Source organism: Sphingomonas sp. CFBP 13603 (assembly GCF_014892665.1).
Lineage (GTDB): Bacteria > Pseudomonadota > Alphaproteobacteria > Sphingomonadales > Sphingomonadaceae > Sphingomonas.
Genome location: NZ_JADBIA010000012.1, coordinates 65,400 through 91,961 on the forward strand (window position 1 = coordinate 65,400; position 26,562 = coordinate 91,961).

The 26,562-nt window shown below is 66.0% G+C and carries 28 protein-coding genes and 1 tRNA gene; 5 read left to right on the plus strand and 24 right to left on the minus strand.

Annotated features, from left to right (window positions below; all coding sequences use genetic code 11):
• Nucleotides 1-70: 70 nt before the first annotated feature.
• The 5 genes from infB to rimP form a co-directional block, all read right to left on the minus strand.
• On the minus strand, nt 71-2,932 hold the full coding sequence (gene infB, locus IFR23_RS16645; RefSeq protein WP_192976856.1) for a translation initiation factor IF-2: 2,862 nt from the start codon (nt 2,930-2,932) through the stop codon (nt 71-73).
• Nucleotides 2,929-3,687 (minus strand): DUF448 domain-containing protein, encoded by a 759-nt coding sequence (locus IFR23_RS16650; RefSeq protein WP_244655746.1) that lies wholly within the window; start codon nt 3,685-3,687, stop codon nt 2,929-2,931. The genes infB and IFR23_RS16650 overlap by 4 nt, the downstream gene beginning before the upstream one ends.
• A gap of 175 nt (nt 3,688-3,862) precedes the next feature.
• Nucleotides 3,863-4,099 carry a tautomerase family protein gene (locus tag IFR23_RS16655; protein ID WP_132735838.1) on the minus strand — a complete coding sequence of 79 codons (237 nt, stop codon included), beginning with the start codon at nt 4,097-4,099 and terminating at the stop codon, nt 3,863-3,865.
• Nucleotides 4,099-5,889, minus strand: coding sequence for a transcription termination factor NusA (gene nusA, locus IFR23_RS16660; protein ID WP_192976858.1), 1,791 nt, complete (start codon nt 5,887-5,889; stop codon nt 4,099-4,101). The genes IFR23_RS16655 and nusA overlap by 1 nt, the downstream gene beginning before the upstream one ends.
• Nucleotides 5,889-6,485, minus strand: a complete 597-nt coding sequence (gene rimP, locus IFR23_RS16665) for a ribosome maturation protein RimP (RefSeq protein WP_056051561.1) — start codon at nt 6,483-6,485, stop codon at nt 5,889-5,891. The genes nusA and rimP overlap by 1 nt, the downstream gene beginning before the upstream one ends.
• Nucleotides 6,486-6,663: 178 nt before the next feature.
• Here rimP and IFR23_RS16670 point away from each other — a divergent pair, with 178 nt between their 5' ends.
• Nucleotides 6,664-7,788: a PQQ-dependent sugar dehydrogenase gene (locus IFR23_RS16670; protein WP_192976859.1), complete on the plus strand. Its 1,125-nt coding sequence runs from the start codon at nt 6,664-6,666 to the stop codon at nt 7,786-7,788.
• A 166-nt stretch (nt 7,789-7,954) separates the two neighbouring features.
• On the opposite strand, the gene IFR23_RS16675 is transcribed toward IFR23_RS16670, so the two are convergent.
• Both IFR23_RS16675 and IFR23_RS16680 read right to left on the minus strand, forming a co-directional pair.
• The gene (locus IFR23_RS16675; RefSeq protein ID WP_192976893.1) at nt 7,955-8,338 is read right to left on the minus strand and encodes a hotdog fold thioesterase; all 384 of its coding nucleotides are present in this window, start codon (nt 8,336-8,338) and stop codon (nt 7,955-7,957) included.
• A 2-nt stretch (nt 8,339-8,340) separates the two neighbouring features.
• The gene (locus tag IFR23_RS16680; RefSeq protein WP_192976860.1) at nt 8,341-8,796 is read right to left on the minus strand and encodes a PaaI family thioesterase; all 456 of its coding nucleotides are present in this window, start codon (nt 8,794-8,796) and stop codon (nt 8,341-8,343) included.
• Nucleotides 8,797-8,889: 93 nt separating this feature from the next.
• On the opposite strand from IFR23_RS16680, the gene IFR23_RS16685 reads away from it, so the two are divergent.
• On the plus strand, nt 8,890-9,672 hold the full coding sequence (locus IFR23_RS16685; protein WP_192976861.1) for a crotonase/enoyl-CoA hydratase family protein: 783 nt from the start codon (nt 8,890-8,892) through the stop codon (nt 9,670-9,672).
• Nucleotides 9,673-9,856: 184 nt separating this feature from the next.
• Here IFR23_RS16685 and IFR23_RS16690 read toward each other — a convergent pair whose 3' ends face one another.
• The 13 genes from IFR23_RS16690 to IFR23_RS16750 form a co-directional block, all read right to left on the minus strand.
• Nucleotides 9,857-10,210: a hypothetical protein gene (locus IFR23_RS16690; protein WP_192976862.1), complete on the minus strand. Its 354-nt coding sequence runs from the start codon at nt 10,208-10,210 to the stop codon at nt 9,857-9,859.
• Nucleotides 10,210-10,626: a hypothetical protein gene (locus IFR23_RS16695; protein ID WP_244655743.1), complete on the minus strand. Its 417-nt coding sequence runs from the start codon at nt 10,624-10,626 to the stop codon at nt 10,210-10,212. Before IFR23_RS16695 ends, IFR23_RS16690 begins: the two co-directional genes overlap by 1 nt.
• A 40-nt stretch (nt 10,627-10,666) precedes the next feature.
• On the minus strand, nt 10,667-11,392 hold the full coding sequence (gene gloB, locus IFR23_RS16700; protein WP_192976863.1) for a hydroxyacylglutathione hydrolase: 726 nt from the start codon (nt 11,390-11,392) through the stop codon (nt 10,667-10,669).
• Nucleotides 11,393-11,399: 7 nt separating this feature from the next.
• The gene (locus IFR23_RS16705; RefSeq protein WP_192976864.1) at nt 11,400-11,816 is read right to left on the minus strand and encodes a VOC family protein; all 417 of its coding nucleotides are present in this window, start codon (nt 11,814-11,816) and stop codon (nt 11,400-11,402) included.
• Between the two features lie 79 nt (nt 11,817-11,895).
• Nucleotides 11,896-12,993 carry an LPS export ABC transporter permease LptG gene (gene lptG, locus IFR23_RS16710; RefSeq protein ID WP_192976865.1) on the minus strand — a complete coding sequence of 366 codons (1,098 nt, stop codon included), beginning with the start codon at nt 12,991-12,993 and terminating at the stop codon, nt 11,896-11,898.
• On the minus strand, nt 12,990-14,183 hold the full coding sequence (gene lptF, locus IFR23_RS16715; RefSeq protein ID WP_181321191.1) for an LPS export ABC transporter permease LptF: 1,194 nt from the start codon (nt 14,181-14,183) through the stop codon (nt 12,990-12,992). The genes lptG and lptF overlap by 4 nt, the downstream gene beginning before the upstream one ends.
• A gap of 89 nt (nt 14,184-14,272) precedes the next feature.
• A complete protein-coding gene (locus IFR23_RS16720; protein WP_244655747.1) occupies nt 14,273-16,168 on the minus strand; it encodes an ATP-binding protein in 1,896 nt (631 codons plus the stop codon).
• A gap of 165 nt (nt 16,169-16,333) precedes the next feature.
• Nucleotides 16,334-17,596, minus strand: coding sequence for a serine palmitoyltransferase (spt, locus tag IFR23_RS16725; protein WP_192976867.1), 1,263 nt, complete (start codon nt 17,594-17,596; stop codon nt 16,334-16,336).
• A gap of 147 nt (nt 17,597-17,743) precedes the next feature.
• Entirely contained in the window at nt 17,744-17,989 is a 246-nt protein-coding gene (locus tag IFR23_RS16730; RefSeq protein WP_107963249.1) for an acyl carrier protein, read from the minus strand.
• Nucleotides 17,990-18,046: 57 nt separating this feature from the next.
• Nucleotides 18,047-18,946: an NAD-dependent epimerase/dehydratase family protein gene (locus IFR23_RS16735; RefSeq protein WP_192976868.1), complete on the minus strand. Its 900-nt coding sequence runs from the start codon at nt 18,944-18,946 to the stop codon at nt 18,047-18,049.
• Nucleotides 18,947-19,037: 91 nt separating this feature from the next.
• On the minus strand, nt 19,038-20,135 hold the full coding sequence (gene proB, locus IFR23_RS16740; RefSeq protein WP_192976869.1) for a glutamate 5-kinase: 1,098 nt from the start codon (nt 20,133-20,135) through the stop codon (nt 19,038-19,040).
• 118 nt (nt 20,136-20,253) lie between these two features.
• The gene (gene obgE / locus IFR23_RS16745) at nt 20,254-21,300 is read right to left on the minus strand and encodes a GTPase ObgE (protein ID WP_192976870.1); all 1,047 of its coding nucleotides are present in this window, start codon (nt 21,298-21,300) and stop codon (nt 20,254-20,256) included.
• 78 nt (nt 21,301-21,378) lie between these two features.
• On the minus strand, nt 21,379-21,978 hold the full coding sequence (locus tag IFR23_RS16750) for a TetR/AcrR family transcriptional regulator (RefSeq protein WP_056055838.1): 600 nt from the start codon (nt 21,976-21,978) through the stop codon (nt 21,379-21,381).
• A gap of 63 nt (nt 21,979-22,041) precedes the next feature.
• Between IFR23_RS16750 and IFR23_RS16755 the strand changes: the two genes are divergently transcribed.
• Nucleotides 22,042-22,911, plus strand: a complete 870-nt coding sequence (locus IFR23_RS16755; RefSeq protein WP_192976871.1) for a metal-dependent hydrolase — start codon at nt 22,042-22,044, stop codon at nt 22,909-22,911.
• A gap of 284 nt (nt 22,912-23,195) precedes the next feature.
• On the opposite strand, the gene IFR23_RS16760 is transcribed toward IFR23_RS16755, so the two are convergent.
• From IFR23_RS16760 to hspQ, 4 genes are all read right to left on the minus strand, one after another.
• The gene (locus IFR23_RS16760; protein ID WP_342344985.1) at nt 23,196-23,741 is read right to left on the minus strand and encodes a GNAT family N-acetyltransferase; all 546 of its coding nucleotides are present in this window, start codon (nt 23,739-23,741) and stop codon (nt 23,196-23,198) included.
• Between the two features lie 175 nt (nt 23,742-23,916).
• Nucleotides 23,917-24,219 carry a 50S ribosomal protein L27 gene (gene rpmA / locus IFR23_RS16765; protein WP_060527420.1) on the minus strand — a complete coding sequence of 101 codons (303 nt, stop codon included), beginning with the start codon at nt 24,217-24,219 and terminating at the stop codon, nt 23,917-23,919.
• A 13-nt stretch (nt 24,220-24,232) separates the two neighbouring features.
• Nucleotides 24,233-24,580 (minus strand): 50S ribosomal protein L21, encoded by a 348-nt coding sequence (gene rplU, locus IFR23_RS16770; RefSeq protein WP_107963253.1) that lies wholly within the window; start codon nt 24,578-24,580, stop codon nt 24,233-24,235.
• Nucleotides 24,581-24,833: 253 nt separating this feature from the next.
• Nucleotides 24,834-25,229, minus strand: a complete 396-nt coding sequence (hspQ, locus tag IFR23_RS16775) for a heat shock protein HspQ (RefSeq protein ID WP_056055845.1) — start codon at nt 25,227-25,229, stop codon at nt 24,834-24,836.
• Between the two features lie 156 nt (nt 25,230-25,385).
• Between hspQ and IFR23_RS16780 the strand changes: the two genes are divergently transcribed.
• A tRNA-Ser gene (locus IFR23_RS16780) sits at nt 25,386-25,475 on the plus strand.
• A 281-nt stretch (nt 25,476-25,756) separates the two neighbouring features.
• A complete protein-coding gene (locus tag IFR23_RS16785) occupies nt 25,757-26,365 on the plus strand; it encodes a hypothetical protein (protein WP_192976872.1) in 609 nt (202 codons plus the stop codon).
• The last annotated feature ends 197 nt before the right edge of the window (nt 26,366-26,562 follow it).

Here is a 26,562-nt window from a genome sequence, read left to right on the forward strand (position 1 = left end):
GCCGCATACGCCAGCGCCTGGGACAGCCCCTCACCCAACCCTCTCCCCGCAGGGGAGAGGGTTTTAGTAGTTACAAAGTGCGTTCGCGCATCTCGACTTCGAACGTCTCGAGGACGTCGCCGGCCTTGATGTCGACGAAGTTCGACGTGAACGTCACGCCGCACTCCAGCCCCGCACGGACCTCGGCGACATCATCCTTGAAGCGACGCAGCGATGCGATCTCGCCCTGGTAGATGATGACGTCGTTGCGCGTGATACGTGCCTTGAGCGCCTTGCGGATGTTGCCCTCGGTGACGAGCAGACCTGCCGCCTTGCCGTGCTTGCCCGCCGAGAAGACCTCGCGGATATCGGCACGACCGACGACCGTCTCGAACGCTTCCGGCCCAAGTTCGCCAGCCATTCCCGCCCGGATCTCGTCGATCAGGTCGTAGATCACGTCGTAATATTTGAACGCGACCTTCTGGCGCTCGGCGATCTCGCGTGCCTTGGCGTTCGGACGAACGTTGAAGCCGATGATCGGTGCGCCCGATGCCGCCGCCAACGTGACGTCCGACTCGGTGATGCCACCAACGCCCGAGCTCAGCACGCGTGCCTTGATCAGGTCGGTGGAGATCTTGTTGATCGCCCCGACGATCGCCTCGACCGTGCCCTGCGTATCCGCCTTCACGACCAGCGGATATTCGATCGCCTGCTTTTCCTTCAGCGCCGAGAACATGCTCTCGAGGCTGGCTGGAACCGATGCGGTCCGCTTGTCGGTCTTCACGCTGCGACGATATTCCGCGACTTCGCGGGCGCGTGCCTCGTTCTCGACGACCTGGAACGGATCGCCCGCCTGCGGAACACCCGACAGACCGAGGACCTCGACCGGCATCGCCGGACCGGCTTCCTTGATCTGCTTGCCCTTGTCGTCGACCAGCGCACGGACCTTGCCGCTCTCGCCACCGACCACGAAGATGTCGCCGACCCGCAACGTACCGCGGTTGACCAGGATCGTCGCGACCGGACCACGGCCCTTGTCGAGCTTGGCCTCGATCACCGTACCCTCGGCGGCGCGATCCGGATTGGCGCGCAGTTCGAGCAGTTCGGCCTGGAGCTGGATCTTCTCGATCAACGCATCGAGACCGATCTTCTTGGTCGCGGAGACTTCGACGTCCTGGACGTCGCCGCCCATGTCCTCGACCACGATCTCCTCGCTCAGCAGGCGCTCGCGCACCTTCTGCGCATTGGCGCCTTCCTTGTCGATCTTGTTGATCGCGACGATCATCGGCACGCCCGCCGCCTTGGTGTGGGCGATCGCCTCCACCGTCTGCGGCATCAGGCCGTCGTCCGCCGCCACCACCAGGATGACGATGTCGGTGACGTCCGCGCCACGGGCACGCATCTGCGTGAACGCCTCATGGCCCGGGGTGTCGAGGAAGGTGATCTTCGACTTGTCTTTCAGCGTGACCTGGTAGGCGCCGATATGCTGGGTGATGCCACCCGCTTCGCCGCGCACCACGTCGGTGCCGCGCAGGGCATCGAGCAGCGACGTCTTGCCGTGATCGACGTGACCCATGATCGTGACGACCGGGGCGCGTGGCTTCAGCGTCTCCTCGGCATCGTCGATCGTGTCGTTGGCCAGATCCTGGTCGACATCGCTGACGCGCGTCAGGTTGTGGCCGAACTCGGTGACGAGCAACTCGGCGGTGTCCTGGTCGATCGTCTGCGTCATCGTGACGGGCATGCCCATCTTGAACAGCGCCTTGACGAGGTCGGCACCCTTCTCGGCCATACGATTGGCGAGTTCCTGCACCGTGATCGCCTCTGGGACGACGACGTCGCGGATCTGCTTGGCCTGCGCCTCGCGCGGACCACCGGTGCCGCGACGCTCCTTCTCGCGCGCACGCTTCAGTGCAGCGAGCGAGCGAGCACGTGCACCATCACCATCGCCGAGCGCGCGGTTGACGGTGAGCTTGCCCGAGGTGCGACGATCATCACCCTTGCGGTCACGCTGCTGCGGACGCGCCGGCACTGCGTCGCGACGAACGCCACCGGCCGGAGCATTGACGCCGGTCGCACCGGGGCGAGCCGCGGTCGTGCCGGCATTCGCAGCCGTGGTCGGCGCTGCGGCAGCGGGAGCTGCGACAGGCTTTGGCGGCGGCGGAGGACGCTCGGGACGCGCGACCGGCGAGAACCGGCGCGGAGCCGGGAACGCCGGATCGCGGGTCAGTTCGAGAATGGGCGGCGGTGCCGGCGGAGCGACAGGCGCTGGCGCAGGCTTGGGAGCCGGCGCAGGAGCAGCCACTACGGGAGCGGGCGCGGGCTTCGGTGCAGGCGCTGGTGCCGCGGCAACCGGTGCCGGGGCAGGAGCCGCAGCAACGGGGGCTCCGACCGGAGCCGGCGCAGGCGCTGGCGTCGGTGCCGCAACCGGAGCGGGAGCCGCTTCGACCACAGGGGCCGGCGCATGCGCAGGGGCCTCGACGGGCTTCGGCGCCTTGGCTTCAGCCTCGGCACGCGCACGATCGGCGACGCGATTACGCTCGTCCTCGATTGCCTTGGCCCGCTCGGCCTCTTGGCGACGACGCCCTTCTTCCAGCGTGTTCATGCGCTGCTCTTCGGCCTCGCGGAGCAGCTTGGCCTGGCGCTCCTGCGGCGACAGATTGCTCTGCTGCTGACGCACGGGGGCGGGCGCAGGCTGCGGCGCGCGCGCCTGCGGTGCCGGGGCTGCGGGGGCAGCCGCCGGGGCGGGCGCGGCAACCGGTGCGGCATCCGCGACCTGCACGTCGGGCTCGCCCGGACGGCGCAGGACGCGCGCGCGCTTGGTTTCCACGATCACCGTATTCGATCGGCCGTGGCTGAAGCTCTGCTTCACCTGGCCGGTCTCGACCGTGCGCTTCACACCCAAAGGTGCGCGCATGCCAAGTTTCGGCTTCTCGTTGTCCGTGTCGCTCACTCAAATTCCTCAGTCATGTCCACGGCCGGGCGTGTTCCGGTCGATCCGGACGCCTGTTGTATCGGTGGCGCCCCATTTTGTGGTGACGCCGATGCGCCCTGCGAGGCCGTTTCGCAAGACACGGAAGAAGGTTCGGGGCCGATAAAATGCAGCCAACGGTCGAGCGCTTCGCTCACCCGCTTCGCTGCAGCGCGGTCGGTCAGGCCAATGTGTACCACATTTTCCCGCCCCAGCGCCAACGCCAATATGGTGCGCGATACCGGGAGTGCCAACCCCCGCAAACCCGAGCCCTCGACATCGTTGCCGATGCGCCACGCCTGATCGAGCTTGCGGTTGCCGTCCTCGGCCGCGTCGGACGCGTGATACAGCGCCTTCAGCTTGCCCTGGCGCGCGTTCTGCTCGATCCGGTCGGAGCCGATCAGCACCGTGCCGGAGCGCGATTCGAGCCCGAGCCGGTCGAGCGCGTTACGCTCCAGCGCGGATTCGATCTTGGCGGGAAGCTCGGGATCGATGGTGAACTCGCCGGTCTTGAACGCGCGGGAGAGCGCGCCCTTGAGCTTGCCCTTCTTGATCGCGGCTTCGAGCTCGACTCGAGTCACGCCGATCCACGCGCCGCGGCCGGGAGCCTTGGCGCGAACGTCGGGAAGGATCTGGCCATCGGGCGATAACGCGAGTCGCACGAGATGCGGCCGTACGTCGCGCTCACCCGAGAGGATGCACTTGCGTACGGGCGCGTCATCATCCCCCTCCCGCAAGCGGGAGGGGCTAGGGGTGGGCTCGCGCTCACCATTATGGCTGCCCTTAGCTTTGGCCTTGGACGCGTGAGACTTGGCCGAAGCGTCGCCCTTGGCCGAAGCCGGGCGCCCACCCCTCGGTCCCCTCCCGCTTGCGGGAGGGGAGGAAGGCAGGGTTTCGGTAGCGCCTAGCGCCTCATCGGGAGGGTTCCGCATGTGCGTCCTCCTGCGCCGGAGTCTTCGCTGCGTCGCGGTCGACCAGTAGCTGCCCACCCGCGCCGTAATTCTCGGTCGAGACCTCTTCGATCACGATCTGCACCGCAGCCGGGTTCTTTCCCAGCCGCTGCACGAGCGACTGGGTGACGTCGGCGACGATGCCGGACTTCTGGTCCTTGGTGGCGGACCCCGAGATGCGGATGCTGACGAAGGGCATCAGGCCTTGTCGCCCTCGCTCTTCGTGTCGGTCTTGTCCGCCGCGTCTTCAACCGAAGCGTCCTCGACCGAAGCGTCGTCCGCCGAAGCGTCCTCAGCCACGGCTTCGTCGGCGGTAGTCTCTTCAGTCGCAGCGTGCTCGACTACAGCGTCATCAGCCGAAGCCTCTTCCACCGGAGTCTCGTCCGCCTCGACGTCGTCAGCCTCGGCCTCAGGCGCCTCGTCCTCGAACCAGTGCGCACGCGCCGCCATGATGATCTCGTTGCCCTGCTCGTCGCTCAGGCCATATTCCGCGAGAATCCCGCCCTTGGGCTCAGGACGCTTCGGCGCATCTTCATTGCGACGACGCGGCTCGACGCGCTTCTTCTCGACCAGCTCGTCGGTGGCGAGATCGGCGAGGTCGTCGAGCGTCTTGATGCCCGCCTTGCCGAGCGTGACCAGCATCGCTTCGTTGAGATACGGCATGCCGGCCAGCGCGTCCTCGACGCCGAGCGCGGTACGCTCTTCGCGGCTCGCGGCGTCGCGACGCTCGAGCGCCTCGGTCGCGCGGTTCTGCAACTCGCCCGCGAGGTCCTCGTCGAAGCCCTCGATGCCGGCGATCTCCTCGACCTCGACGTACGCGACCTCTTCGAGGTTCGTGAACCCTTCGGCGACCAGCAGCTGCGCGAGCGTCTCGTCGACGTCGAGCTCCTTCTCGAACATCGCCGAGCGCTCGACGAAGTCCTTCTGGCGCTTCTCGGACGCATCCGCCTCGGTGAGGATGTCGATCGCCTTGCCGGTCAGCTGCGACGCAAGCCGCACGTTCTGGCCACGACGGCCGATTGCCAACGACAACTGATCATCGGGAACGACCACCTCGATGCGCTCTTCTTCCTCGTCGATCACGACGCGCGACACGGATGCCGGCTGCAACGCATTGACGACGAAGGTCGCGATGTCGGGCGACCACGGAATGATGTCGATCTTCTCGCCCTGCATTTCCTGCACGACGGCTTGAACGCGGCTACCCTTCATGCCGACGCACGCGCCGACCGGATCGATGCTCGAATCATGCGAAATGACGCCGATCTTCGCGCGCGAACCCGGATCGCGGGCTGCGGCCTTGATCTCGATGATGCCGTCGTAGATCTCGGGCACTTCCTGCGCGAACAGCTTCTTCATGAAGTCGGGATGCGCGCGGCTGAGGAAGATCTGCGGCCCACGGTTCTCGCGGCGGACGTTCAGGATCAGCGAACGGATGCGGTCGTTGACGCGCACCACTTCGCGCGGGATCTGCGCGTCGCGGCGGATCACGCCTTCCGCACGGCCCAAGTCGACGACGACATGGCCGAACTCGACGCGCTTGACGACGCCGGTGATGATCTCGCCCGCGCGATCCTTATACTCTTCGAACTGGCGCTCGCGCTCGGCGTCGCGGACCTTCTGGAAGATGACCTGCTTGGCAGCCTGCGCGGCGATGCGGCCGAACTCGATCGGAGGCAGCGGATCGACGATGAAGTCGCCGAGCGCCGCGTCCTTCTGGAGCTTCTGCGCGCCCTTGACGTCGACCTGCTTGAAATAATCGTCAACCGCCTCGACCACTTCGACGACGCGCCACAAGCGCAGATCGCCGGTGTTCGGATCGAGCTTCGCGCGAATGTCGTTCTCGGCGCCGTAGCGCGAGCGAGCGGCGCGCTGGATCGCGTCCTCCATCGCCTCGATCACGATCGCCTTGTCGATCATCTTCTCCGACGCGACCGAATTCGCGATCGCGATCAGTTCCGCGCGGTTTGCGGTGACTGCCGTGGCCATCAATGCTGTCCTTCTTCGGTGTCGGCCTCGTGAGCATCGGGCTCATCGGTGGGCGTATCTTGATAGAAAACCTCGTCCGCGCCTTCGATCGAAAGCGGCGCGGTCGCGGCGATGAGACGGTCGGTCATGACGAGCTTGGCGTCGGCGACCTGCGAAAAGTCGATCGTCATGAGCTTGTGCTTGTTGACGTCGACGGTGATCTTCGTCCCCTCGACGCCCATCAAATTGCCCGAGATCTGCTTGCGATCCTCGAACGGCTCGACGAGACGAATACGCGCTTCCTGGCCTTCCCAGTCGGCAAAGTCCTGGAGCCGGGTCAGCGGGCGATCGATACCGGGGCTCGACACTTCGAGACGATACGCGTCCTCGCCGACCGGATCCTTGCCCTCGGCCTCGAGCGCGTCGAACTTGTCCGAGATCCGGCGCGACAGCTCGGCGCAGTCCTCGATCACCAGCTGGCGGGTGTCGGGGCGCTCGGCCATCACCTGCAACGTCGGATCGGACTTGCCGCCCTGCATGCGCACGCGCACGAGGCTGAGGCCGAGCGCCGTCGCCTCGGGTTCGATCAGGTCGGTCAGCAGGGCGATATTCGCCATCGAAATTCCAAACAGGGCCAAAGCACAGGTGATTGCCGCCGCGGAGCAAGCCCCGCAGCCTCTTCATCTGGCGATGTAGAGAAGTGGTGCCTCTATACGCGGGGTGGCGCCCGTTCGCAAGCGGGAGCAACCTTCGTTTAGTACGCTGCGTTAGCGCAGGGATTTCCGGGAGAAGATCATGATTCGCAAAACGCTGTTCGCCACTGGGTTGCTGACAACCACGCTGCTCGCCTCGACCGCCTGTTCCGCGCAACCGGCAGCGGCGGGGAAGCCGTTCAAGGAGATGGTGGTCGCCGATTTCGAATCGCCCTGGGCCATGACGTTTCTGCCCGACAAGCGCATGCTGGTCACCGAGAAGAAGGGCCAGATGCTGCTGGTCTCCGCCGACGGCAAGTCGCGCCAGACCGTCGCGACGCTCACGGTCGATTCGGCAGGGCAGGGCGGCTTGATGGACGTCGTCCTCGCGCCCGACTTCGCGACCAGCCAGCGCGTGTATTTCAGCTATTCGACCGCAGGCGAGGGCGGCAAGGGCGTTGTGCTCGCGCGCGGTCGCCTGCGTCCGGATGGCGGCGGTGGCACGCGTCTCGGCGAGATCGAGGCGCTGTTCAGCGCGCGGCCGTTCGTCGAGGGCAACGGCCATTATTCCGGCCGCATTGCGTTCTCGCCCGACGGCAAATATCTGTTCTTCACTAACGGCGAGCGCCAGAAGTTCACCCCCGCGCAGGACCCCAAGATGACGCTCGGCAAGGTGCTGCGCCTCACGCTCGACGGCAAGCCCGCCCCCGGCAACCCGCTCGTCGCAAAGGGCTTCGCCCCCGAAATCTGGAGCTACGGCCACCGCAACCTGCTCGGCATCGCGTTCGACGCGCAGGGCAATCTCTGGGAGCAGGAGATGGGCCCCAAGGGCGGCGACGAGGTCAACCTCATCAAGCCCGGCCTCAACTATGGCTGGCCCAACGCCTCGAACGGCAGCAATTACGACGGCTCGGATATCCCCGATCACAAGCCCGGCGACGGCTATGAGCCGCCCAAGGTGTTCTGGAACCCGGTGATCTCCCCCGGCGGCCTGATGATCTATTCGGGCAGCATGTTCCCGCAATGGAAGGGCGACGCGTTCATCGGCGGGTTGTCGTCGAAGTCCCTCGTCCGCGTGCACTTGACCGGCACGAACGCGGCCAAGGGCGACCAATGGGACATGGGCGCGCGCATCCGCGAGGTCGAGCAAGGCCCCGACGGCGCGATCTGGGTGCTGGAAGACGGCGGCGACTCGCAAGGCCGCCTGATAAAACTGACCGCGAGGTAGGGCGCACCAAGATCCCCCTCCCGCAAGCGGGAGGGGCTAGGGGTGGGCACGCGCGCACCTCGATTGCTGACGTCGCAGTCTGCGCACTCGTCACATTAACGTCAGCCCACGCGGAAGCCGCGTGCCCACCCCTCGGTCCCCTCCCGCTTGCGGGAGGGGAGGAAGATCAGTCGCGCACGATCAGGTAATTCATTCGGGCTGCGGCAATCGGCTTATCGCGCTCGTCCTGCCACGCGGTCGCCTCGACATTCGCAACCCGGTTTCCCAACCGCGTCACGACGCCCGCCGCCCGCGTCGGCTTATCCCGACCACCCCGCATGAAATCGACCGTGACGTTCACCGGCTTGATCCGCCCGCCACCCTCAGCCTCCAACGCATGCTGCAAAGCCGCGATCGCCGCCATCTCCAGCAACCCCGAGATCGCACCACCATGCAGAAACCCCGGCCGGCCGAGCACGTCATCGGCAAACGGCATCAGCAATACCGGCGGCGCACCGTCCTCGGCTTCGACCGACACGCGTAGAATCTCCGCATAGGGAGGCAAACCGATCGTCACGCCTCGATCCTCCTGTCGAGACCCATGCCAGCGACATCGCCCACCACCATGAACGTCCCCGCGACATGCGCCAGCGGATCGCCCGGATCGCCGTCATGCGCCTGCCCCCGCACGAACGCGATCGACCGGGTGATCCGGTAGCATTCGCCGCGCCCGATCACCGTCTTTCCCGGCGTCGCCGGCCGCAGATAATCGACGCGAAGGTCGAGCGTCGCGTGCGGCACGAATGCATTCCGCTTGATCCAGATGGCAAGACTCGTCGCCATGTCCATCATCGTGATGATCGGCCCCGACGCGATCACGCCGCTCGCACGGTCGCCGATCAGCCGTTCGTCATAGGGCAGCGCAAGCTCCGCCCAGTCGTCGCCATGCGCGTGATAGCGCATCCCCAGCGCGGCGCCGTGCCCGCCGAACCCGCGCGTCGCAAACCATTGTGGATCAAAACCAGCCATTGCCCGCCTCTACACGCCGGGTGGCCGCACGCAACATTGCGGGCGGGCACAGGCGCGGTTAGCGTTCGCGCAAAGATCGAGAGGATCGCCACTATGAACGACCGGGTCACCATTACCGTCACGGACGGCATCGCCGACGTCCGCCTCGCGCGCGTCGACAAGATGAACGCGATCGACCCGGCGATGTTCGAGGGCATCGCCGCCGCGATCGACCAACTTAAGGGCAGGACCGACGTCCGCTGCGTTGTTCTATCCGGCGAGGGCAAGGCGTTCTGCGCCGGTCTCGACATGGCCTCGATGGCGAGCGGCGGTTCCGGGCTGGCGCTAGGCGACCGGACGGCGGAAGGCGCGAACCTCGTCCAGCAGGTCGCCTGGGGCTGGCGCACCTTGCCGATGCCGGTGATCGCCGCAGTCCACGGCGTCGCGTTCGGCGGCGGCTTCCAGATCATGTCCGGTGCCGACATCCGCATCGCCCACCCGCAAGCCCGCTTCGCGATCCGCGAGACGTACTGGGGCCTGGTCCCCGACATGGCCGGCATCGCGTTATGGCGCACGCTAGCCCGCGACGACGTGCTGCGCGAACTTACCTACACCGCCCGTGAGTTCGATGGCGCGGAGGCACTACGGCACGGCTTCGTCACGCGGCTGTCGGACGACCCGCTCGGCGAGGCGATGATGCTCGCCCGCGAGATCGCGGGAAGGAATCCCCACGCGATCCGCGGATCGAAGGCACTCTACAACCTCGCGGCGGATGCCGATGCGGTGGCGGTGCTGCACGCGGAAACCGAAGAGCAGCTGAAGGTCATCCGCACGCCTAACCAGATCGAACAGGTCCGCGCGAACATGGAAAAGCGGGCGGCGGTATTCGAGGACTGAGCCCTCCCGCCCTTTCGTCAGGATGACGGAGGGGGGCGACGTTCGGCCTTACTTCTACCACCCCGGCGAAGGCCGGGGCCCAGTTGGAAAGGTCGTTGTAACGGAGCGCTATCTTGCGCCATCATCGTCCCCCAACTGGGCCCCGGCCTCCGCCGGGGTGGCGAGTGTGTAGCGTGGGACGCCTCTACTTCACCTTGTCGTACGGCGTGAAATCGCGAAACCGGCAATATCCCGACGGAATCGACATACCCCCGGACACCGTCCGAAACCGGTCATTCCGACATAATTGCCCGCCATAGACATCGACGATCAACGTATCGAGCGGCCGAAGCGAAGCACACTCCCCGACCGGCCCCGTCTTCCAGATCCGCTTGCCCGATTGGCGATACAGGATCGTCTGCGAATCGACGATCTCGGGCCCGTTGAGCTGTTGAAGGTCGATGCACCGCACCGGCGCGCCTGCGATACGTCCCTCAAGCGGGTCCGATCGGCCAGCGAGAAGCGGCAGCGCCAACGCTGCGAGGAGCACCGCGCGCATCATGGCTTCCGATACGGCACGAAGTCGCCGAAGCTGCAACTCCCGGTCGGAAAGCGCGAGGTCTGGTCGAACGTCTGCGCGATATCGCCGCGGCACAGCTGCCCGCTTGGCGTCCGCGTCACCAGGATATCGCCGCGCGCGATCCCCTCGCAGCCACCCATGGTGTCGCTCCGATAGACGAGCCCGCGATTCACCCGGTACAGGATCGTCGCGCCGTAGCCCGAGCTCTGCTTCTGCGGGAACTGGCTGATGCACGATTCAGGCTTGCCCGGTACCAGCCCGGCGAGCTCCTTCGCCAGCTTCTCTTGCACGCCAGCCTCGCGGACCTGCGCGCGCTCGACCTCCGCCTGGGTCTGCGTGCAGGCACCGAGCATGACGGCCGGCAATATCAAGAGTGACAGGGTTCGCATTCGCATCGCAACGCTCCTCAAAATCCCCACCGCCCTCATGCGCCCTTTATCCGCGAAACGCATCCTTCGCCGCACGATAGCCGGCAAGCTGTTCGACCGACGTCGCCCGCAGGAACGGGTTGGTCGCCCGCTCGCGCCCGATCGTCGTCGGCACGGTAGGCTCACCCTTCGCGCGCGCCGCGTCGACCTCGACCATCCGCGCGACGATGTCCGCATTGTCCGGCTCGGCAACCAGCGCGTACCGCCCGTTGCTCTGCGTATATTCGTGCCCGCAGAACACCTCGGTCTCGTCCGAAAGCGTCGCGTATCGTTGCATGTTCGCAAACATGTCCGCCGGCGTGCCCTCGAACAGCCGCCCACAGCCCATCGCGAACAGCGTGTCGCCAGTGAAGATCGCTGCGTCGTCGGCGAAATGGAACGCGATATGCCCCTGCGTATGCCCCGGCACGGTCATCACGGTCGCCTCGTGCGCCCCAAGACGGACGACATCGCCTTCACCAACCTGCTCGTCGAGCGTCGGGATCTTGTCCGCTTCCGCCGCCGGTCCGACGACGGTGGCGCCATACGCCTTCATCTCGGCATTGCCGCCAGTGTGATCGGGATGCCAGTGCGTCGTCCACACCCGGTCGATCCGCCAGTCGCGCTTCTTCGCGGCGGCGATCACCGGCCCCGCCTCGCCCGGATCGACCACCACCGTCTCGCCCGAGACGGTGTCGTGGATCAGCCAGGCGTAATTGTCGGAGAGGACGGGGACGCGGACGATATCAAGCATCAGCAGGTCACCACTTGCCAGTGTTCGGCATCGACGCCCACGGCTCGGCGGGATCGAGCGGACGATCGGCCTGCAACAGCTCGATCGAGATGTTGTCGGGCGTCCGGACGAACGCCATGTGGCCGTCGCGCGGAGGCCGGTTGATCGTCACGCCCGAATTCATCAGCCGCTGGCAGGTGTCGTAGATGTTGTCGACGCGGTAGGCGAGGTGCCCGAAATTGCGGCCTTCGCCATACTCCTCGGGATCCCAATTGTGCGTCAGTTCGACCTCGGCACCCTCATCGCCGGGGACCGACAGGAAGATCAGCGTGAAGCGACCCTTCTCGTTCTCCGTCCGGCGGACCTCCTTCAGGCCCAGCGTCTCGAAGAACGCGATCGTCTTCGCCGGGTCGGTCACGCGGATCATCGTGTGGAGATATTTCATGCTGGCTCCGAGGGTTGTTCGGACCAGCAGATAGGGACGGGGGCGGTGAGGTGAAAGGGTGCCATCGATCCCCTGCGCCCTATTCCTCCGACCGGATCAGCACCGCCTCGCCGATGAAGAAGAACAGCAGGAACGGCGCCCAGGCGGCAAGGAACGGCGGGTAGGCGCCGAGATTGCCCATCGCGAGCGCGAAATTGTCCGCGACGAAGAACGCGAAGCCAAGGCCCATGCCGATCACCGCGCGCACGAACAGCTTGCCCGATCGCGCGATCCCGAACGCCGCGACCGCGCCCAGCAGCGGCATCAGCACCGACGACAACGGCCCCGACAGCTTGTGCCACAACGATCCTTCGAGCGCCTTGGTCGGCCGCCCCGCGTCGGACAGGTCGGCGATCGCCGCCTTCAGCGCGCCGAACGACAGTCCGTCCGCATCGACGCTCGCCAGCGTGAACTGGTCCGGCCGCACGTCCTTCGCGATCACCACGGCGCCCAAGGAGCGGACGGTGCCGCTCTTCACGTCGAACCGGGTCGCAGGGCTCACCTCCCAGCCGTTCGCGACGCGCCTGCCGTGATCCGCGCGCAGGATCGCGACGAGGTTGCCGCCGGTGCGATCGTACAGCGTGATGCCGCCAAGCCGCGTGGCGTCACCGCGCCCGCGGATCTGCGCGACCTCGATCAGGTCGTCGCCGTCGCGCACCCACACGTTCGCGCGGTCGCCGCGATCGATCGGCAGCGGGCCATAATTGACCTTCTGCCACTGGTTCAGCGTCGCGGTCGATCGCGCTACCACCCGGTCGTTGAACGCGAAACTGATCACCGCCACGCCGAGGCTCGCCACCAGCAACGGGGCAAGCACCTGATGCGCGGAAAGGCCGGAGCCCTTGAGCGCGACGATCTCGCTGTTCTGGTTCATCGTGATCAGCGTCAGGATCGTCCCGAGCAGCACGGAGAAGGGCAGGAACCGCGACACGATCTGCGGCACGCGCAACGCGACATATTGCCAGACCTGTGAATCGCCATTGCCGGGATAGGCGAGGATGTCGCCGGAGTTGCTCAGCAGGTCGAGCGCCTGGAGTACCAGCACGAGCGCGGCGAGCACCGCGAACGTCCGCACCAGGAACATCCGTCCCATGTAGATCGCGACCGTCCGCGACGGGAAGAAGCTGATCAGGTTCATGCGGCCTTGCTCTTACGGAAGCCCGGGATGCGCTTGGTGATCGCCTTGAAAGTCTTCGAGAAGACGCGTTCGAGCGCACCGATCGGTTGCCCGCCGGGGACATAGGCGATCGTGTAGTACATCCACAGGATCAGCCCGGCGAAGATCGTGAACGGCACCCACAGCGCGATGATCGGATCGATCCGCCCGAGTTCGCCGACGTCCGCCGCGTACTGGTTCACCTTGTGATAGGTGACGATCATCACGATCGACAGGAACACGCCGAGCGCGGACGAGGATCGCTTAGGCGGCACCCCGAGCGCGAGCGCGAGCAGCGGCAACAGGAACATCGTCGCGACTTCGGCAAGGCGGAAGTGGAACTCCGACCTGCTGCCATCGCGTTGCTCCAGAGTCGCGCCACGCTGACCCTGCTTGGCGAGTTCGGGCAGCGTGTATTCGAGGTTGCGCCCGCCTCGGACGCGGAAGCTCTCGAACTTGGGCAGGTTGATCGGCAGGTCGTGGCTGGTGAAGGTCAGCACGCGCGGCGTCTTGAACTCGGGCCGGTTGTGGACGAGCGTACCGTTGGCGAGGCGGAAGATGATGACGTTGGGATCGTCGGTCGCGAGGAACTTGCCCTTCTCCGCGGTCACACCCAGCCAGTCGCCGTTCGGGCTCTGTGCGTGGACGAAGATGCCCGACAGCTCGCGGCCCTTGTCCTTGCTCTCCTCGATCCGCAGCGTCATCTTGCTGCCGAGATTGGTGAACTCGCCGACCTTGATCGACGCACCGAGCGCACCGGTGCGCAGTTCGAACCGCAAGCCTTCGTAATAATAGCGCGCGATCGGCTGGACATAGCCGACGATCGCGAGGTTCAGCAGCGCCAGCGCAATCGTGTACATATACGGCACGCGCAGCAGACGATTGTAGCTCATCCCGACGCCGCGCAGCACGTCGAGCTCGGACGAAGTCGACAGCCGGCGGAACGCGAGCAGGATGCCGAGCATCAGCCCGATCGGAATGCCCAAGCCCAGATATTCGGGCAGCAGATTGGCGAGCATCCGCCACACGACGCTGATCGGGCCGCCTTGCGTCGCGACGAAATTGAACAGCCCGAGCATGCGATCGAGCACGAACAGCATGACGGCGATCAGCAGCGTCGAAAAGAGCGGCACCGCGATCAGCCGGGCCATATAGCGGTCGATGGATTTCATGCGCGGGTTGGGCTCGGTATGCTGGGTCGCGCGGGTATAGGGGCGCACGCGCGAGGCGTCATCCTCAATCGCAACGGATCAGTGAACGATCATTCCGCGGCGATCGGGTGGTTCGTCTCTCGGCGCTCCGTGCCCATCGCCGTCGTGACCGCACGCTCCAGCCCGTTGAGTGTGAAGGGTTTACGCAACACCTCGTGCCCGCCGAACTGCGCGACGTTCACCTCGCCGGCAAACCCCGTGACGAACAGCACCGCGACGTGCGGATAGAGCGGCGAGAGCGCAGCGATCATCTCCGGCCCGGTCTGGCGCGGCATCAGCACGTCGGAGATGATCAGCCCGATCCCCGGGTTCGCCGCCAGCAGCGCGGGCGCCGCGAGCGGATCGTCGCACGCGATCGGGTGATGCCCGATTTCCTCCAGCGCGCCGGTCGTCGCGGCCAGCACGCGCGGATCGTCCTCGACCACCAGGATCTGCAACGTCTCGGGCATCGTCGGCGCGATCGGCTCGACCATCGCGATCGGGACGGTCGGCAGGGGGAGGGCGACGAGCTCGGCAGCGCGCGGGAGATACAGCGTGACGGTCGTCCCTTCGCCCGGTGCGGAGACGATGCCGACTTCGCCGTGCAACTGCTGGACCAGCGCGAAGATCTGGCTGAGGCCCAGCCCGGTGCCCTTGCCGACCTCCTTCGTGGTGAAGAACGGCTCGAACACGCGCTCGGCGACGTCGGGCGCCATCCCGCAGCCATCGTCGCCGACCATGATCGTGACGTAATCGCCCGCCGCGCACCGCCCGACCTGCTCCGCCGCCAAGATCGTCGTGCCGGTCGCGACGGTCAGCGTGCCGCGCCCGTTCATTGCGTCGCGCGCGTTGACCGCCAGGTTCAGCACCGCGTTCTCCAGCTGGACTCGGTCGGCGCGGACGCACCCGCCCGCCGCATCGTCGCGGACGATGACGGTGATCGCGTCCCCCAAGGTGCGGTCGAGCAGGTCCGACATCCCGGCGACCAGCGCGGCGGCGTCGATCGTCTCCGCCTTCAACGAATCTTCGCGACTGAAGGCGAGCAGCCGGCGGGTCAGCGCCGCCGCGCGGTTCGCGCCCTCGGTCGCGCTGTCGATATGGCGGCGGACGCTGGCCGGATCGCTCGCGAGATTGCGCCGCGCGAGTTCGAGACCGCCCAGCACCACCGCCAGCATGTTGTTGAAGTCGTGCGCGATCCCGCCGGTCAGTTGCCCGACCGCCTCCATCTTCTGGATCTGGCGCAGCTTGGCCTCCTGCACGCGCAGTTCGGCGGTGGCGGCGGCGACCGCGGTGGTCAGCTCGTCGGCGCGCTCGCGCTCCAGTTCGGCATCGGCCAGCGCGGTCGCCCGATCGCCGACCGCGCGGATCGTGAACCAGCCAAGCACGATTGCGCCCAGCACGATCAGCACGCCAAAGATGGCAAGCACGCCCGCTACCCAGCTAGACCGCTCGACCGAGCCCATCGCTGCTGCCGTCCGGTCGTCGAGCAACGCGCGCTCGCCGGCGATCAACGTGTCGAGAGTCGTGTTGATCTCGGCGAGCGTCGGCGATTTCCGCGCCTGATAATAGCGCGCGAAGGCTTGGCCATTCTTCCCGTAGCTCGTGTTGAGCGCGGTCAGCGACAGTTCCCGGCCGCGCGAATCATAGGCGGCCCGGAGCCGGTCGACCCGCGGTTGCTGCTCGGCATTGTCGTTGGTGATCCGGTCGAGCCGGTCGATCTGCGTCCCCGCAAGTAGCCATTCGTCGAAGTACAGCTGGCCCAGTTGCTTGTCGCCGCTGATGACATAGCGCCCCAGCGACGCCTCCGACCGCGCGATCGTCCCTGACAGCGTCCGCGCAAGGATCATCACATCATAGCTGTGCGCCTGGAGTTCGAGCGCGCGGTCGCGTTGGCGGTTGGCGTGGCCGAGCGTCACGATCAGCGCGACGAGCACAGCCGCGCCGAGCAGGCCCATTACGACCAGCATGGCCAGCCGCCACTTCGCCCCGCCCCCCTGGGCCGCAGTCTCGACCTCGTCTTGCGTCACGGCCGGCATCCTAACGCGTCGTTGCCCACACGCAATGACCTGGAATGCCGGTACGGATCGAACATTTCACGGATGTTTCCTCCTCCCCGCGGGAGGAGGAAAGCGTCAGCCGATCACGCCGACGGCGCGGCCAGCGGTCTCGAACATCCCGAGGATCGTCGTGATCTGCTCGTCGGTATGTTCAGCGCACAGCGAACACCGCAGCAGGAACGTCCCCGCCGGAGTCGCAGGCGGGCGCGCCATGTTGACGTACAGACCGCCCTCGAGCAGCGACTGCCAGATCGCAATCGCCTGTTCCTGGTCGGTGAGGATCACCGCGATGATCGCCGAGTCGGACGTCTCGGTGCCGAGCTTGAAGCCCATCGCCTTGAGCCCGCCATGCAGCCGGCGCGCGTTCTTCCAGAGCTGCGCGCGCTTGTCGTGTGCGGTCATCAGTTTGCGGATCGAGGTCGCCGCGGTGGCGACCACCGACGGCGGCAACGACGCGGTGAAGATGTACGGACGGCACGCGAACCGCACCATCTCGAACTTCGGATGGTTCGACACGACGAACCCGCCGACCGTGCCGACCGACTTCGAGAACGTCCCCACGACGAAATCGACCTCGTCGGTAAGCCCCATCTCCTCGTACACGCCGCGCCCGTTGGGGCCGAAGAACCCCATCGAATGCGCCTCGTCGACCAGCACCATGCAGCCGTGCTTCTTGGCGACCGCGACCATCTCCTTCAGCGGGGCGATGTCGCCGAGCATCGAATAGACGCCCTCCAGCACCACCAGCTTGCCGGCTTCCTTGGGCAGGCGGCCGAGACGTTTGTCGAGATCGGTGACGTCGTTGTGGCGGAAGCGGACGATCTCGGCATTGCCCTGCTTGCAGCCGTCGTAGATCGAGGCGTGGCTGTCGGCGTCGAGGATGACGTATTCGCCCTTGCCGGCGAGCGTCGAGATGATCCCGAGATTGGCCATGTACCCGGTCGAGAACACGATCGCGCCGGTCATGTCGTAGAATTCGCGGAGCGCCTGCTCGACGTCGATATGGTCGTGGAACGTGCCGTTGAGCATCCGGCTGCCGTTGGTGCCCGACCCGAACGCGTCGAGCGCGTCCTTGCCCGCCTGGATGACGTCGGGGTCGAACGTCATGCCCATGTAGTTGTACGTGCCGAGCAGGATCGTGTCCTTGCCGCGGATCACCGCCTGCGTCGGCCCCTTCACCTCGTCCATCACGATCGCGAACGGATTGCGCACGCCACTGGCGATCAGCGCCTCGCGTTCGGCGATCAGCGCGTCGAATTTCGACATGAGGTCGCGTTTCGGGGCGACCTCCGGAGCGTCGACGGGGAGGGCGTGGGCAGTGGTGGCGGCTTCGGTCATATCGGATTCCATGAGGTTGGAATGTGTCGGTCTATGCCGTTCGTGCCGAGTAGGGATCGAGCGAAGCCGAGAGCCCGTATCGAGGTACATGTCCTTCGATACGCCATCTCGACAAGCTCGATGGCTACTCGGGACGAACGGTGTTTTTCAGTTCTGCTTCAACTTCGCGACCGCATCGACCAGCTGGCCGACCGTCTCGATCTCGGCCTGCATGTTCATCGTGATGATGATGTCGAATTCGTCCTCGATCGCCGCGACGAAATCCATGACGGTCAGGCTGTCCCACTCCAGGTCGCCCTGGAACGTCGTCGCATCGGCGAGAGCGACGCCCTTCTTGTTGAACGGCTCGATCTGCGCGGTGACGGTGTCGTAGATCTGCTGGCGGTCGCTCATGATAATCCCTTCGGTGTCGGCGCAGTCCTGACAGGGAATTGCGGCGGCTTTTCGGCGCTATAGCAGCCCGGCGGCGCGATACCACGCCGCGGTTTGCGCGAGCGCCTGCGGTGTCGGGACGGACGGCGTCCACAGTGCGGCCGGCGGCGGCTTGTGCGAGACCCAGTCGGGGTGGCAGAAATAGCCCACCCGGTCGCGTGTGAGCTTCGCCTTGCGACGGCGAACGAGCCGGTCGGCGGCGGACGCCAGTTTCAGGAGCGCGCGGGGCGTCGAGAAGACCTTGACCGGCTTGCCCACGGCCACGCCGATCGCGCGCGCGAAATCGCGGTTGTCCCAGCCGTTCGGCACCCCGTCGTCGGGCTCCATGATCGACGGCGCATCGTCACTCTCGGCAAGCGCGAGCAGCAGCGCGGTCAGGTCCTCGACATACAGCAACGAAACGCGCGTGCCGGCGGGGGGCATCGGGATGTAGCCGGACCGTGCCGCCTTGAAGACGTCGAGCAGCTCGTGGTCGCGCGGGCCGAATATCGCGGGCGGGCGGACGATCGTCCAGTCCAGCCCCGACGTCTGCACACGCGTCTCCGCTTCGGCCTTCGACCAGCCATAGTTCGACAGCGTCGGCTCGCGCGCGGCCAGCGAGGAGACGTGGACGAATCGGCGGATGCCGGCCGCCCGCGTCGTCTGGAGGATGCCTTCGGTGCCGGCCACGTTGCCCTTGCCAAAGCCTGCGCGGTCGGGCGCATTGACGACACCGGCGACGTGGATCACCACGTCCGCGCCTTCGACCAAGGTCGCGAGGCTCTTCGGGCGATCCAGCGCGCCTTCGATCCAGGTCACGCCGATGCGCTTTGCCTGCGGCTTCCGCGCGAGCGCACGGACGGTGTGCCCGGTCTCCAGCGCGTGGTCGATCAGATGGCTGCCGACGAACCCGGTGCCGCCAGTGATCGCGAGAATCATGAGCCCATTCCCCAGACAGAAGCTTGTTCACCCGCGAAGGCGGGTGCCCAGTCTGGGCACCCGCCTTCGCGGGTGAACAAGGCCCGGCCCATCATATGAGCGCCAGATGATTGCGGTGCACCAGCGCGGATCTCGGAGCGTACCCAAGGATCGCCGGATGATCGTCGCTATGTCGACCGAGGAGGCGCGCGGTATCCGCCGCATCATACTCCGCAAGACCCCGCGCGACAGTCCCAGCAGGCCCTTCGATCGTCACCAGATCGCCGCGAGAGAAAACCCCATCGATCCGAGTCGCGCCAGTGGCGAGCAAGCTCCGCCCCTGGCCGAGCGCTGCCGCGGCCCCCGCATCGACATGGATCGCCCCCTTCGCGGTCAGCCCACCCGCCAGCCAGGCCTTCCGTGCAGACGCAGTCCGCTCGGCAGTAAAGATCGTGTGGCGGGCAGGGGTGGACAGCGGATACTCGATCCGCCCTGAAGCGATCGCCAGCGGAATGCCCGCACCCGTCGCGATCCGCGCCGCAGCAATTTTCGAGGCCATCCCACCCGAACCCATCCCCGAGCCCGACCCGTCATCCGCCATCCCCGCAACCGCATCGATCCGACCCACGCTGGCAATATGAGTCGCGGACGGATCGGCATGCGGGTTGGCGGTGTAGAGCCCGTCGACGTCGGACAGCAGGATCACGCCCTGCGCGCCGGCGGCTTGCGCAACGCGGGCGGCAAGACGGTCATTGTCCCCGAACCGGATTTCCTCGGTCGCGACGCTGTCGTTCTCGTTGATGACCGGCACGACCTTCAGCGACAACAGCCGGTTGAGCGTGGCCGCGGCGTTGAGATAGCGGCGGCGATCCTCCAGGTCGTCGAGCGTGACGAGCATCTGCGCGGCAGTAAGGCTTTGCGCTGCGAGCAGCTCGGCCCAGACCTGGCTGAGCGCGATCTGGCCGGTCGCCGCGGCGGCCTGCGCGTCTTCAAGGCTGGCGCGACCGCCCTTGGGTAGGCCGAGACGACGCGCGCCGAGCGCGATCGCGCCGGACGATACGATGGCGACCTGCTGCCCGGCGCTAGTCCGGGCGGCGATGTCCGCGACAAGCCCGGTCAGCCACTCCCGCCGAACGCTCCCATCGGGGTCGACCAGCAACGCCGAACCAATCTTCACGATCAGCCGGGGGCAAGACGAAGGTAAAAACATCACTGCTCCCTCTCCCCGTCGGGGAGAGGGCCGGGGTGAGGGGCTGCCAAGCAGTGCTCCACCCGGAACAGCCCCTCACCCAACCCTCTCCCCGCAGGGGAGAGGGCTAAGCAAGACGTCAGAGCGGCGACCATGCGACCGGCACTTCGCCTTCTTCCAGTTCCTTCGCCGCGCCCGGAGCCGGCCCGATCGCCTCGATCAGCTGGTCCAGCACCGCTTCGATACCGGCGCCGCTAGCCCCCGAAATCGCCATCACCTCGGCACCGCTCGCCTCGGCCAGCTCCGCCGACAACGCCGCGATCAGCTCCGGATCGAGCATGTCGATCTTGTTCAGCGCGACGATCACCTTCTTGTCGGTGAGCCCCTCGCCGTAATTCTCCAGCTCGTCGCGCACGATCCGGTACGATTCGGCCACGTCACGGTCGTTCGCATCGACCAGATGCAGCAGCACCCGGCACCGCTCGATATGCCCCAGGAACCGGTCGCCGATCCCCGCACCCTCGGCCGCACCCTGGATCAGCCCCGGAATATCCGCGACCACGAACTCGCGCTGCTTGTGGCGCACCACGCCCAGCTGCGGGCGGGTGGTGGTAAAGGCATATTCGCCGACCTTGGCCTGCGCGTTCGTCACCTGGTTGATGAAGGTCGACTTGCCCGCATTCGGCAGCCCGACCAGACCCGCATCGGCGAGCAGCTTCAGCCGCAGCCAGACCCACGCCTCGCCGAACGGCCAGCCGGTGCCGTGCTGGCGCGGGGTGCGGTTGGTCGACGTCTTGTAGCTCGCGTTGCCGCGCCCGCCATCGCCACCGCGGAACAGCACTTCGCGCTGGCTGACCTCGGTGAAGTCGATCAGCACCTCTTCCTTGTCCTCCGACAGCACCTGCGTGCCGAGCGGAACGCGGATGACGAGGTCCTTGCCGCCCGCGCCGGTGCGGTTCGAACCCGATCCGCCCGAGCCGCGGGGTGCACGGAAATGCTGCGTGTAGCGGAAGTCGATCAGCGTGTTCAGGCCGGCGATGCATTCGAACACGATGTCGCCGCCCTTGCCGCCATTGCCGCCGTCGGGGCCGCCATATTCGATATATTTCTCGCGGCGGAAGCTGACGGCACCGGGGCCGCCCTCGCCCGAACGTACGTAGATCTTGGCTTGGTCTAGAAAATGCATCGCCGCCCCATAGCGAAATTGGCGAAAATCTCCACCCTCTGCGGCTCGCCTCGCGATTCGAGCCCCGAACCGATGCGCTCAGCAGCGGGCAGGGGCGGCGGCGTCCTTGCTCGCGAGCAGTGCGTCGAGCGCGAGTTCGCGTGCCTTGCCGACCGGCAGCCCCAGCGCGCGCGCCATCGGTGCCCCCATCAACGCATCGCCGAGCGCCATCAGCACCAACGTCAACGTCTGCTCCTGGATCGGCTGGTCGCCGGGCATATCGCCCTCCGCCAGCTCGTCGACGAGGTCGTGGATCGCGGTCAGGATCGGATCGAGCGCATTGGTATTGCCCGACAGGATCATCCAGCTCGCCAGCGCCCCCGCGCCGCCCTTGCCGAACGCGTCGAAGGTCATCTCGACGACCTCGCGAGGGTCGAGCTCGCCCGCCCGCACGCGCAGAACCGCTGCACCTATAGTGCCGACGATATCCGCCGCCATCCGCGTGATCAGCGCGGTATGCAGCGCCTCCGCCGAGCCGAAATGGTGGAGCAGATTGGCGTGTGTCCGTCCGACGCGACCTGCCACGGCCTTAAGCGTGACGGCGCTGGGGCCGCTCTCCACGAGCAGGGCTCGCGCAGCCTCGACGGCGGCTTCACGCGATTCGGTGGGGGAGAGTCGCTTGCGCGGAGTTGACGTCACGGACCGGGAAACCTATTTACATCAATGTAAGTAACGAGTGTTCATTCCTGTTTGGAGGTTTCCGTGGCGAAAGCAACCACGCCTGCCGATCTGACGATCACCCCGCGCGACCGCCGCTTCGGCCGCGGTGCCGCGATACGCCGCTGGTGGCTGAACGACGATTCCGTAGCGACCGCGTTCTACAATGCGCTGTCGGTGACGTTTCCGAAGGGCGAGGGCTATTTCGTCGACAGCGTGCGCAAGTTTCGCGAGGGCACGCCGCCGAAACTCCACGCCGAGATCAACGCCTTCATCAAGCAGGAGGTGATCCACACCCGTGAGCACGTTGCGTTCAACCGCCACGTCACCGACCAGGGCTATGACGTCGCGCCATTGATCGTGGATGTCGACGCAGCACTGGCGCTGACCAAGGGGCGCCCGGAGATCGCGAGCCTCGCCGCCACCACCGCGCTCGAGCATTTCACCGCGATGCTGGCGCACGAACTGATCGCGAATCCGAAGCACCTTGCGGGCGGGGACCAGCAGGCGGCGGCACTGTGGCTGTGGCATGCCGCCGAGGAGATCGAGCACAAGGGCGTCGCCTACGACACGTGGCTGCACGCAACGCGGGACTGGCCACGCTTCACGCGCTGGCGGGTGAAGTCGCTGGTGATGCTGATCACGACGTGGCGGTTCTTCACGGGACGCGCACAGGGGATGGCGGAACTGTTGCGGCAGGACGGGCTGACCGGACCGAAGGTGTGGGCGCGGATGGCGTGGTACGCGTTCGGCAACCCGGGGATGGCGCGGAAGATCGCGGGCGTCTGGGCCGCGTATTTCCTGCCGGGGTTCCATCCGTGGAAGCACGACGATCGCGCGCTGATCGGCTTGGCGGAGAGCGAGTATGAGGCGGCGGTGTTGCCGGTTGCTAAGCGGGTTGTGGCCGTGGCCTGAGCCTCGGACTCCAAGCTTCCCTCTTACGTCCTAGTTCTCCCGCGAAGGCGGGAGCCCAGGATACCAAACGGCACGGCCCGTGATTCCTGGCCCCCCGCCTTCGCGGGGGAACAGCTAGTGCTGAGGGGCTACCCACATAAACTGAGGCACCACCCCGGCGAAGGCCGGGGCCCAATTGGGGAACGTTGCTAAACGGAGTACATCGCTCCGTTACTGCGACCTTTCCAACTGGGCCCCGGCCTTCGCCGGGGTGGCGTTTGATTATGCGGCGACGGTGCTGCGAATCACGCCGCGAGCGGCATCGGCGCACATCGGTCGTCATCCAGATCCAGCTCGAACATCACTGCAGGCGCCTCGCCACCCCGCCCCCGCGACGTCCGCGGCTCGACCCGCCCCGTAGGCCGAAACCCGAGCTTGGCCAGCACGCGCCCCGACGCCGGGTTGTCCACGAAATGAAAAGCATCCAGCCGGTGCAGGCCCAGCGCATGCCGCGCCATCGCCACCACGGCTTCACCAGCCTCGGTAGCATACCCGCGCCCCCAGGCATCCGGCGTCAGCCAATAGCCGAGTTCATGGCCCGATTCGGCAACCTGAAGTCCGATCCCACCGACGAGTCGCGGCGCACCGGTCTCCATGGTCTCGATCAGGAATCGCGGCTCGTGCGGCCCACGCGACTCCGAGAGAAACGCCTGGGCATCGCCCAGCGCATACGGCCAGGGCGCACGCGCCAGCTTGGCGACCACCGACTCGTGGCCGATCGCCCGCGCCAACGCAGGCGCATCTTCCGGCCAACCCGGCCGCAATGTCAGTCTCTTGGTGCGCGCGAACACGGCTCTCTCCTTCACGCATCGCGCCTGACGAATACCATGTCCGGATGACACGGCAGCGACAGGCGAGGGGGGAGGGAGCAATAAAAAAGGGAGCCGGGGTGACCCGTCTCCCTTGTTCAGGTTCGCTTTCGCAACCCGGGTCACCCTGGTGGGCAACCCGGATGGTTACCCGATGTTATTCGGCTGCGGCTGCCATGTCGCCAGCATCTTGGCCGACGTCGTTCGCTGCCAGCTCGACCGAGCAGAACTTGCGTCCGAGTTTGCCCTGGCTGAACACGACGCGGCCATCGACCAGCGCGAACAGCGTATGGTCGGTACCAATACCGACGTTCGTGCCCGGGTAGAACTTCGTCCCGCGCTGACGCACGAGAATGTTGCCGGCGACGCACGCCTGGCCACCGAACTTCTTGACGCCGAGGCGACGACCGGCCGAATCGCGACCGTTGCGCGAAGAGCCGCCTGCTTTCTTATGTGCCATCTGAAGCTACTCCTTATGCCTGAGCGGCCGGGGCGGTGTCGCCCTCGTTGCTCTTTGCAGTCTGGCCGCCGACCGACACGATCTTCAGGATCGTATGCTGCTGGCGATGGCCGTTCTTACGACGATAGTTATGACGACGACGCTTCTTGAAGACGATGACCTTGTCCGCCTTCGCCTGCGCGATGATCTCTGCAGCGACGACGAAGCCCTCGACGGACCGCAGCTCGGAGCCTTCGCCCGCCAGCAGAACGTCACCCAGCGTCACCGACGCACCTGCATCGCCCTCGATCTTCTCGATGACGATCTTATCTCCGGCGGCGACGCGATACTGCTTGCCGCCCGTGCGCACGACTGCGAACATGGCCCTTGTCACTTTCCAAATACGTGTACCCCACGAACGCAGGGTCCGCCGGGAGAAGCCGGGCAGCTAAGCGAGGGGGGGAGAGTTGTCAACCGCGAAGGGGCGGAAAGGGGTGGTTGAGGTAGGGCAATCACCGCCACTCCATCAGCCCGGACTTGTTCCGGAGTCCACCGCGCAGCGAATCGACCGCCGATGATCAAGCAGACCAGTAATGCCGGAACAAGTCCGGCATGACGAAGATTCGATTCGCTCCTTAGTGCCGATGAACCTGCCGCAGCGCGTACCGACCATCCGCATATTCGCTGAACAACCCGTCGATCGCCGGATGGTCGACCGGCTCGTCGCTATCGTCGGGCACCAGGTTCTGCTGGCTGACATAGGCGACGTAGCTCGACTCCATGTTCTCCGCGAGCAGGTGGTAGAACGGCTGGTCCTTCCGCGGACGAATGTCCTCGGGAATCGCCGCATACCATTCGTCGCTGTTCGCAAACACCGGATCGACGTCGAAGATCACCCCGCGGAAATCGAACAGCCGGTGCCGCACGACGTCGCCGATCGAGAAATTCGCATGCGAGATCGGCGGTGCGATCACCTCGGCCGGAATAAGCGGGCCGGTGATGTCGTGAGCGATACTGTCGTGTCGGGGCATATCCGCCAATTTAGGGTCTGTTTTGCGCTGCACAAGGAAAACGCGTCGAGCGGTGCCCGGAGCGCTCAAAACCCTCTTGCATCGCTGCGGTCACTTCATTAGAGGCCGCGCTTCGACCGATCGGAGGCGCTGTTCGCAGAGCTTCGGATGACCTGCGGAGAGGTGGCAGAGTGGTCGAACGTACCGCACTCGAAATGCGGCGTACCCGCGAGGGTACCGTGGGTTCGAATCCCACCCTCTCCGCCATTACTTTCTGATATCGCTGAATAGACACCCCTCGGGGTCGTGCGCCTGACCGACTGCGACGTCTTGCGCGCGAGGCTGGTGGTTAACGGTAGTTCCCCTCGATTAGCGCTTTGGAAACCGTTAATTTTCGGCGGATCGATACGAATCCGCGGTTAGGCCCGGTCCCGACATTTCGGGGGACGATCGTGAAAACACCAAGACTGACGGCGCCAAGACCAACAGGGCCGAGGCTGCCGGGATCTATACTTGCGGGCGCCGTATCCGTTGCCACAGCATTGGGTATGCTCGCGACACCCGCCGCCGCGCAGAACTTCGTCTATTGGCCTGCGCCGGCTGCGGTCACCGGAACGCCTGTTCCGATGTCGTACTTCCCGATGGGAACGCCGCTGACGCTGCGATCACGCACTCAGGTCTCGACAAAGGTGAACAAGCCAGGCGATCGCCTCTATCTCGACGTCGCGGAAAGTCTCTCGTACCGCGGCCAAGTCGTCGTCCCCGCTGGATCGGTGGCGGTGGCCGAAGTCGCCGCGGTGCAGCGCAACGGGCATTTCGGCAAGAAAGGCAAGCTAGAGATCCGGCTGCTCTATATCGACACGCCGAGCGGCCCGGTCCGGCTGAGCGGACAGGCAAACGACGAAGGGACCAGCGGCACGATCACGTCGGTTGCGACGATATTGTTTGCCTCGCCGCTCGGTTTTCTCGTTCACGGTACCAGCGCGCAGCTTCCGCCGGGCACCCTGGTGCGCGCCTATCTCGCCGACGACATGCAGTTCGCGGTCCAGCCGCAGTCCCAGGTTATGGCGATGCAGGCCTATCCCGACAGGACGCTGCCGGTGAGTTTCGAGGCGGCGAAGGGCCAACGGCAGGGAATGCCCTCTGTTTCGCGATAAAGGGCAGGGCGCCGGCGGACCGATCAGGTCCGCCGGTAGTGCGGACGGTAGGTAGTGGGTGTGATCTTGCGCGCGCCTTGGCCAGCATCGTGAAGCACTGAAGGGGGCTAATTCTGCGCTCCATCGAACAGTGGCGACACATCATCGCTCCGTTTCAATGGTGCCCAAGTATAGTTTTTCAGGAAAACTGCGCCGGA